Annotated in this window: 8 protein-coding genes and 1 pseudogene; 2 read left to right on the top strand and 7 right to left on the bottom strand. The window is 65.4% G+C overall.

The annotated features are described in order from the left end of the window. Positions 1-835: 835 nt before the first annotated feature. Both TBIF_RS26455 and TBIF_RS23075 read left to right on the top strand, forming a co-directional pair. A pseudogene (locus TBIF_RS26455) lies at positions 836-994 on the top strand (transposase); the annotation flags it as partial. Next, complete coding sequence (locus TBIF_RS23075) at positions 993-1523, top strand: type I restriction enzyme subunit R domain-containing protein (RefSeq protein ID WP_038170163.1); 531 nt, start codon at positions 993-995, stop codon at positions 1521-1523. The pseudogene TBIF_RS26455 and the gene TBIF_RS23075, both read left to right, overlap by 2 nt. A 311-nt stretch (positions 1524-1834) precedes the next feature. Here the strand turns inward: TBIF_RS23075 and dnaB are convergent, their stop codons facing one another. From dnaB to TBIF_RS06785, 7 genes are all read right to left on the bottom strand, one after another. Beyond that, positions 1835-3217, bottom strand: a complete 1383-nt coding sequence (gene dnaB / locus TBIF_RS06815) for a replicative DNA helicase (protein WP_084611581.1) — start codon at positions 3215-3217, stop codon at positions 1835-1837. A gap of 616 nt (positions 3218-3833) precedes the next feature. Continuing rightward, positions 3834-4292, bottom strand: a complete 459-nt coding sequence (gene rplI / locus TBIF_RS06810) for a 50S ribosomal protein L9 (protein ID WP_024794090.1) — start codon at positions 4290-4292, stop codon at positions 3834-3836. Between the two features lie 17 nt (positions 4293-4309). After that, entirely contained in the window at positions 4310-4549 is a 240-nt protein-coding gene (gene rpsR, locus TBIF_RS06805; protein WP_024794089.1) for a 30S ribosomal protein S18, read from the bottom strand. A gap of 62 nt (positions 4550-4611) precedes the next feature. Beyond that, on the bottom strand, positions 4612-5145 hold the full coding sequence (locus TBIF_RS06800) for a single-stranded DNA-binding protein (protein ID WP_024794088.1): 534 nt from the start codon (positions 5143-5145) through the stop codon (positions 4612-4614). Positions 5146-5206: 61 nt separating this feature from the next. Next, positions 5207-5494 carry a 30S ribosomal protein S6 gene (rpsF, locus tag TBIF_RS06795; RefSeq protein ID WP_024794087.1) on the bottom strand — a complete coding sequence of 96 codons (288 nt, stop codon included), beginning with the start codon at positions 5492-5494 and terminating at the stop codon, positions 5207-5209. Between the two features lie 117 nt (positions 5495-5611). Then, on the bottom strand, positions 5612-7036 hold the full coding sequence (locus tag TBIF_RS06790; protein WP_024794086.1) for a pyridoxal phosphate-dependent decarboxylase family protein: 1425 nt from the start codon (positions 7034-7036) through the stop codon (positions 5612-5614). Then, positions 7033-8385 carry an MFS transporter gene (locus TBIF_RS06785; protein WP_024794085.1) on the bottom strand — a complete coding sequence of 451 codons (1353 nt, stop codon included), beginning with the start codon at positions 8383-8385 and terminating at the stop codon, positions 7033-7035. The genes TBIF_RS06790 and TBIF_RS06785 overlap by 4 nt, the downstream gene beginning before the upstream one ends. Positions 8386-8522: the final 137 nt, after the last annotated feature.

Here is an 8522-nt window from a genome sequence, read left to right as displayed (position 1 = left end):
AGCAAGTTCATTATGCTGCCCTCAAGGCTGAGCCGCAGCCCGTTTAGGAGCGGCACAGAACCTGGGGCAGTTCAGCTGGTCGGCGGCGTCGATGACTGCTCGGACACTGTGCCGTGACATGCCCTGGGAGTCTGCGATGGTTCTGCCCGACAGCCCTTCGGCGCGTAGCTGCAGCACGAGTTTCGCCCTGATTTTCCGTACCATTACCGGTACTCCTTCCACCACGTGTCCCTCACATGGTGGGAGGAGCCTATTTAGGTGGCGCTCAACGAGGCCGGTGGTGGCGCTCGACCACGCCATTCACGAATTCAGGGCCTGGCGCTCACCCGCACGACAGGTGGACTCCAGTCGAGCAAATACTCAGCGGCCGTAGAACGATGACACCAGCACGGTCTTGCCCGACCCTGACTCACCAAAGACAGCGATGCTCTGTTGCCGAACCCGCGGATATTTCGCCATGGCTGGAAACCTATCCCAGCCGTCCGACGCTATCGGTAGGGACAGGTGCACTTCGTCCTGACGCCCAGGGCCCAGGGCCCAGGCAAAGTCGTATAGCCGCACGTCAAGCCGCATGAAGCAGGTCTACTGGTGCCCGACGTCAGGTACGAGCTTGAAGGAGCGCAGTTCATGGGAGTCCCACCGCTACCGAGTCCCGTCGCACGTACGCCAGGTGGCCGCCTCGACATAGAAGGAACGCTCACCCGCCATAACAGATCTGATCAGTGACCCGGACAGCGTCGGAACTGCCCCCACTTTGGTTGACTCGTTGACCTGACCCATGGGTTAGTTTCCAGATTCGGTGATGAGTCGAGGGCCTTACTGAAAGGCTCCGACCATGCCCCGCCCCTACCCTCCCGAGTTCCGTGCCCGCGCGATCGCGCTCATCCATTCAGGCAAACAGGTCAAACAGACCGCGTACGAGCTCGGCATCAGCGCCGGCTGCCTACACACCTGGCGGGGGCACGACCGCATCGATCGCGGAGAGATCCCCGGTGCGCTATAAGGTCGCGTTCGACAAGTACGTCGCCGAGCATGGCTACACGAACGTCGCCGCACTCGTCGCGTTCTCCGGGGTTATCACGGATCTGGACTCGGGGGTGGAAAAGGGCACCGAGACTTCGCTGGACCCTGGGCTCAAGGGCCGGGGGTTGCGGGAGGCGTTCAACACCGAGGAATACCAGGTGATGCTGGCGGCCAACAAGTTCCAGACCGGGTTCGATCAGCCGCTGCTCGTCGCGATGTACGTGGACAAGAAGCTCTCCGGCGTGGCCGCCGTGCAGACCCTCTCGCGGCTCAACCGCAAGGCGAAGGGCAAAGACAAGACCTACGTCCTCGACTTCGCCAACAGCGCGGAGGAGATCGTGGAGGCGTTCGAGCCGTACTACGAGGCCACGACGCTGGCGGACGTCACCGATCCGAACATCGTGCATGAAACCGCCGCCAAGCTCGACGCGGCCGCGATCTACCGCGAGATCGACGGCCTCGTCGCCGGCTTCCTGGGCCGCAAGCTGCGTTGGCAATAACCACATGATCGTATTCAAGCGAATGTTACCGAGACTGCTATGTCACCACGACGCGAAAGAGTTTATCCGTCATTTCCCAGATAGTCCCATTCGATGTGATCAGTGAGGCTTCCGCGAAATTATCAGAGGGGCTGCCTGAAACCCGAGGCAGCGCCACCGTATTCATATCCTTCGCCTTCTCATTGGTGAGGCCGGAGCCTGGCCTCATGTCGACCAATATGACATGCAATCCGGAATCTGCCCTGGATATGACATCGGGTCGGACACGCTAACCGGAATATGACAACTTGAACCGGAACCTACAGCAGCACCTACCCCCGCGCCATGTCCACAAACCGCGACAGGTGCAGTTGGTGCGCCACGGTGATCGTCGCCGTGGGGCCATTACGGTGCTTGCCCAGGATCAGGTCCGCCTCGCCCATGCGCGGATCGTCGCGCTCGAACGCGTCGGGGCGGTGCAGCAGGATCACCATGTCGGCGTCCTGCTCGAGGGAGCCGGACTCGCGGAGGTCGGAGACCATGGGCTTCTTGTCGGTGCGCTGCTCGGGGCCACGGTTGAGCTGGCAAATGGCGACCAGGGGGACCTCGAGCTCCTTGGCGAGGAGCTTGAGGCTTCGCGAGAAGTCGGAGACCTCCTGCTGGCGGGACTCGACCTTCTTGCCGGAGGACATCAGCTGCAGGTAGTCGATGACGATGAGCTTGAGGTCGTGCTTCTGCTTGAGCCGGCGGGCCTTGGCGCGGATCTCCATCATGGTCAGGTTGGGGGAGTCGTCGATGAACAGCGGAGCCTCGCTGATCTCGCTCATGCGGCGGGCCAGCTTGGTCCAGTCCTCGTCGTTCATCTTGCCGGAGCGCATGTCGCCCAGCTTGATCTTCGCCTCGGCGGACAAAAGTCGCATGACAATCTCAGTTTTGCTCATCTCAAGTGAGAAGATGACGCTGGTTAGTCCATTTTTAATGGAACAAGAGCGCATAAAATCGAGTCCGAGGGTCGATTTGCCCACGGCCGGCCTCGCCGCGACGATGATCATCTGGCCGGCGTGGAAGCCGTTGGTGATCTCGTCGAGCTCGGTGAAGCCGGTGGGCACACCGTGCGCCATGCCGCCGCGGGTGGCAATGGAGTCGATCTCGTCCATCGTGGGCTGGAGCAGCTCCGTGAGGGGGACGAAGTCCTCGGTGGTGCGCCGCTCGGTGACCTCGTAGACCTCGGCCTGGGCGCGGTCGACAACCTCGTCGACGTTCTGCCCGTCGGCGCCGGCGTAGCCGAACTGGACGATGCGCGTGCCGGCCTCCACGAGGCGGCGCAGGATCGCCTTGTCCGCGACGATCTCGGCGTAGAAGCTGGCGTTGGCGGCGGTGGGGACGGTGGAGATCAGCGTGTGCAGGTAGGGGGCGCCGCCGATGCGCTTGAGCTCGCCGCGGTTGTCCAGCTCGGCGGAGACGGTGACGGCGTCCGCGGGCTCACCGCGCCCGTACAGGTCCAGGATCGCCTCGTACACGCTCTGGTGGGCGGGCCGGTAGAAGTCGCCCGGCCGGATGACCTCCAAGACGTCAGCGATCGCGTCCTTGCTCAGCAGCATGCCGCCCAGTACCGACTGCTCGGCCACCAAGTCCTGCGGCGGCTGCCTCCCGAAGTCCTCGCTCGGCGGCTCTTGCGGTCCACTCCTGCTGAAGTCCGCATGATCCTGATCCATACCCACCGACACGTTCCCACCACTCCCTAGCCGCACCACACAGCAAAATCCCGCTACACCAACCACACTAGCCACAATGTTCGATCCGGCCGCACACCTGATTCATACCCGGACCCTCTGACAAAACCCCCGAAAATCTCCGGGATTACCACGATTATGAAACCCCTGTACAGGATCTATCGCCTGACCGTAAGGCCTATCGCCCCCCGATACAACACAGGCTGTGGATAACTCTGTGGATAACGTGTTAGCGCGTCCACAAACCTTGTTAAGTCCCTGTTAGCAACCTGTGCATAGACGCAAATCACACCCGTATCACTGCAGGTCAATGCCTGTAAATACCGTCCACACCCTGTGAGGGGAAACTCGTGCGGCGTGTCGCACGCTGAGCGCATTCGGGCGTGTCGGGGACCCGTGTTGTGCACATCTATCCACAGGCTCTCCACAGATGAACGTGACGCAGCCCACTAATGGCCCTCACCTGTGAATATGTCTGTTCGGCCCATGTCGAGGTAGTTGAATAACAAACCGATAACGACGGCCCGGCCCGACTTCTGCCAAAGTGAGGGGCCCCGCACCGGATACCGGTGCGGGGCCCCTCACGTGGAAATGGTGCTTAGCCCTCTGCGACAACCTCAAGGTTGAACTTCGCCGAGACGTCAGCGCTCAGGCTGACTGCGACCGCGTGCTTGCCCGTGGCCTTGATGTGCGCCTTGGGCAGCTCGAGGCTGCGCTTGTCAATGTTCGGGCCACCGGCTGCCTTGAGGGCAGCGGCGACGTCACCAGCGGTGACCGAGCCGAACAGCTTCTTGCCGTTGGCCGCAGTTCGGACCTTCAGCGTCACGGACTCAAGGCCTTCAATGGCGGCCTTGAGCTCGTTGGCATGGTCGAGGTCGCGCACAGCGCGCGCGTCCTTCGACCGGCGGATACCCTCGACCTGCTTGAGGGCACCACGCGTGGCATAAATCGCCAGTCCGCGAGGCAGCAGGAAGTTACGTCCGTAACCGTCCTTGACCTCGACAGCATCTCCAGCAACACCGACGTTCTCAACATCAGCGGTGAGGATTAGCTTCATCTTTCAATCCCCTTTCGTCAACGCGCCGTCGACGTGTAAGGCAGCAGAGCCACCTCACGCGAATTCTTGACAGCGACCGCAACGTCCCGCTGATGCTGGACGCAGTTGCCGGACACCCGGCGGGTACGGATCTTGCCTCGGTCACTCAGAAAGCGACGCAGGAGCGTCACATCTTTGTAATCGATTTCCGTGTTCTTCTCTTTACAGAAGGAGCAGGGCTTCGCAGCCTGCACCTTGCGCTCATGCGCCTTAGCCATGGGATTTCTCCGTAAGTCTGGAATCTCAGCGTGTGCCGCCGCATTCCGACCCCGCTAGTGGGTCAGAAGGGCGGTTCGTCAGCTGGAGCCGCGCCGTACGAGCCGGACGCCGCGGGAGCACTGCCCCACGGATCGTCGCCGCCTGCGGGAGCGCCTCCACCGGAACGGCCTGCATTGGAACCACCTGATCCGCCACCGAATCCACCACCGCCACCGGATCCACCCTCACCGCGACTGGCCTTGTTGACCTTTGCCGTGGCGTACTTGAGGGACGGACCCACCTCGTCGACGTCCAGCTCGAACACAGTGCGCTTCTCGCCCTCGCGGGTTTCGAAGGAGCGCTGCTTGAGCCGGCCGCTGACGATGACACGGGACCCACGGGTCAGCGACTCAGCGACGTTCTCCGCCGCCTGACGCCAGATGCTGCAGCGCAAGAACAGCGATTCGCCGTCCTCCCACGCACTCGTCTGGGCGTTGAATCGCCGGGGCGTGCTCGCCACCGTGAACGAGGCCACCGCTGCACCCGAAGGGGTGAAACGGAGCTCCGGATCGGCAACCAGGTTGCCGATCACGGTGATTACGGTCTCGCCTGCCATGTGTCCTCCTGGGGTGATGGCCAACCGGGGCTAAAGCCCTGGCCGGACATCGGTAAATGGATCAGTTGTTACGACGCAGGACCTTGGTCCGAACCACTGACTCGTTGAGGCCCAGCTGACGGTCGAATTCCTGGACCGTGGCCGGCGTGGCAGTCAGTTCGACTACCACGTAAATGCCTTCGTTCTTCTTATCGATCTCGTAAGCGAAGCGCCGCTTACCCCAGACGTCCACCTTGTCAACCACGCCACCGTCGTTACGCACGACGTTGAGCAGGGTATCCATGGACGGGGCAACGGTGCGCTCATCCAGACTGGGATCGAGGATGATCATCATTTCGTATTGACGCACGGGACCTCATCACCTCCTATGGGCTTTGTGTGAAACGGCTACGGACTGTCCGCAGCAGGAGGGTCGTTGCGTCAGGCAACCTCCGCAACTTACCAGAACAGCGGGCTACCAGCTAATTCAGGCCTCTGGAGTGAGCTGGCGGCTGAGCACCCCGGCGAGCAGCCGCTCGGCGAGGGGGCCGGGCAGCGCCTCCACCAACGCGTGTACGGGGGCCATCCGCTCGGGTAGGCCTGCAGACCCCCCGACTCCCGCCATCTCCAGGAGGAAGCCGACCTGCTCCTCGGTGAGCTCGGCCACGTCGATCTGGGCGGCGGCGGCGATCAGGTCCGGGTCTGCCGCCGCCCGCCCCACCAGGCGCGCGGCGGCGACGGAATCCCGCAGCACGGCCAGGAGTTCGGGCATCTTGCCGGCGGCCGACGCGGTGATGGTGGCGTGCGCCGTGGTGGGCACGTGCCGCACCGACGGCTGGATCTGCAGGTGCCAGCCGCGCAGCGCCAACTCGTCGACGACGACGCGCACGTCGGGGTCGTCGGGCCCGCCGTCGTCGGCGAACGCGACGAGCGTCGAGTCGACCCCGCCGACCACCCGCAGGCCGTCGATGTCCGCGATGCCGGCCGCGAGCTGCGCGGCGGCGGCGTGCGCGGAGCGGGCCAGCGCGCGGAAGCCGTCGGCGCCCAGATACTTCTGCACGGCCCACGCCGAGGCCATCGGGCCCACGGGCCGCGAGGACGCCAAGGTCGGGTTGACCAGGGGATACCCGGCCCAGCCCGCAATGGTGAACCAGTGCCGCAGCCGCAATTCGGAGTTCTTGTGCAGGAGCACCGAGACGCCCTTGGGCACGTACCCGTACTTGTGCAGGTCCACGGACAGGGATGTCACGCCGGGGACGGACAGGTCGAACGGGGCCACCCCCTCGAGGAACGGCAGCACCCAGCCGCCGATGCACGCGTCGACATGGCAGGGCACCCCGGCATTGAGCGCGGCGGCCGCGATCTCGCGCACCGGGTCGAGCACGCCGTATGCGTAGCTGGGGGCGGAGGCGACGACCAGCGCGGTGAGCGGGCCGATCGCCGCAGCCATCGCCGCCGGGTCCGCCCGCAGGGTCAGCGGGTCCACCGGCACCGTCACCGCATCCAGGCCGAACAGGTGCGCCGCCTTATAGAACGCGGCGTGCACCGTGTTGGGCACCACGATGCGCGGAGTGCCGGTGAGCTTCTTGGCCCGCCACAGCTCGCGCGCGCCCAGGACAGCGAGCAGGCAGGACTCGGTGCCGCCGCTCGTGACGGTGCCGACGGTCGCCGCATCCCCGCCGAGCTGGCCGGCGACGGTGGCGACGAGGTCGTTCTCGATGCGGGCGACGGACGGGAACTGGGTGGGATCGATGCCGTTGACGTGCGCGAGGAGCTCGTAGGCGCGCAGCGCGATGTCGTCGATCGCCGGGTCGCCGGGGTCGAACACATAGGCCGTCGTCGTCCCGCCGTGCGTGGGCAGGTCATCCTTCTTGTACGCGGCGAGTTGCGCCAGGATCTGCTCGGCGGTCATGCCGAGACCTCACTTTCCTCAAGTACTGCGGGGGTGCGATGGGCCAGCACGAACGGGATGCTGAGCAGGGCGAACAGGGCGGGCACCAAGGAGGTCGACCACACGATGGCCCGCATCGCGGAGTCCGGCTGGATCACCGTCTGATCCCCCGTGCTGGCCACATACCCGCTCAGGCCCAGGACGAACGAGACCACCAGGAACGGCCCGAGCGCCAGGCCCGTCGTCTCGCCCGCGGTCCACACGCCGGTGAAGATGCCGGCGCGGCTTGAGCCCGTGACCCGCGAGTCCTCGGCGAGGGTGTCCGGGAGCATGGCGAGGGGGAACAGCTGCAGCCCGGCGTAGCCGATGCCGACGACGCCCACGAGGAGGTACACCCCGACGGGCGGCAGCGACCGGGCGGCGAGCAGGCCCGTCGACCCGGCCGCGAACACGACGGTGGCGGCGACGAATCCGTTGCGCTTGCCGATCACCCCGGCGATCTTGTGCCAGATCGGCATCACCAGCAGCGCCGGGCCGACGAGGCAGCCGAACAGCACGGCCGTGAGCCCCTCGCTGCCGAGGATGTAGCGGGCCAGGTACGGCGCGCCGGCGAGCATCGCGCCGGTCGCGACGGCCTGCAGGATGAACGCGGCCAGCAGCATGATGAACGGCCGGTTCCCCGCGGCGGCGCGCAGCTGCTGACGGACGGTTCCGGAGACCTCGCCGAGCTGGACCATCGTGATCCCGCGCGTGCCCCGCCAGGCGCCGAACATGCCGAGCGCGATGCCGACCCCCAGCACAATGCCCATCAGCGCGTATCCGCCGCGGTTCCCGCCGCCGGCCTGCACCAGCATCGGGGCGGTGACGCCGAATAGCAGGATCGCGACGGTGAGGAACGCGATGCGCCAGGCGGTGATCGTGGTCCGCTCGGCGGGGTTGTCCGTCAGCTCCGTCGGCATCGTCACGTACGGCACCTGGAACAGGACGTATCCGCTGGCGGCGAGCAGGAAGAACACGGCGACCCACAGTGCGGCGGGGGCGCCGGTCAGGCCGGGCGGCACCAGGAAGGTCAGCGCGAAGAACAGCGGCAGCACCAGCGCGCCGGCCAGGAGCCAGGGCCGCCGGTCCCCGCGGGTGGCCAGGGTGCGGTCGGTCAACCGGCCGACGATCGGCGAGATCACGACATCCCACACCTTCGGCGCGAACACCACGAACCCGGCGAGCCCGGCCGCCACCCCGAGGCTGTCGGTGAGATAGAACGCCAGCAGCAGGCCGGGCACGACGCCGAACCCGCCCGTGCCGAACGAGCCCAGCCCATAGCCCAGCTGCTGCCGGCGCGTGAGCCGATACGAGGTCGATCGCTCCGCCATACCGCTCCCACCAGTGTGAAACCCCAACCCCGGCCCTAGCCCTCGGCCCTTACCCCGCAGCGTAGCGAGCGAGGGGCCACGCCGGGCCGCATTCCGCGCTAACGAAATGAACCGCAATGGCGATAAGCGGGGCAATG

The organism is Tomitella biformata AHU 1821 (assembly GCF_000524475.1).
GTDB lineage: Bacteria > Actinomycetota > Actinomycetes > Mycobacteriales > Mycobacteriaceae > Tomitella > Tomitella biformata.
Note: the sequence above shows the minus strand (reverse complement) of the source record. Positions and strands in the feature narration are given on the sequence as shown.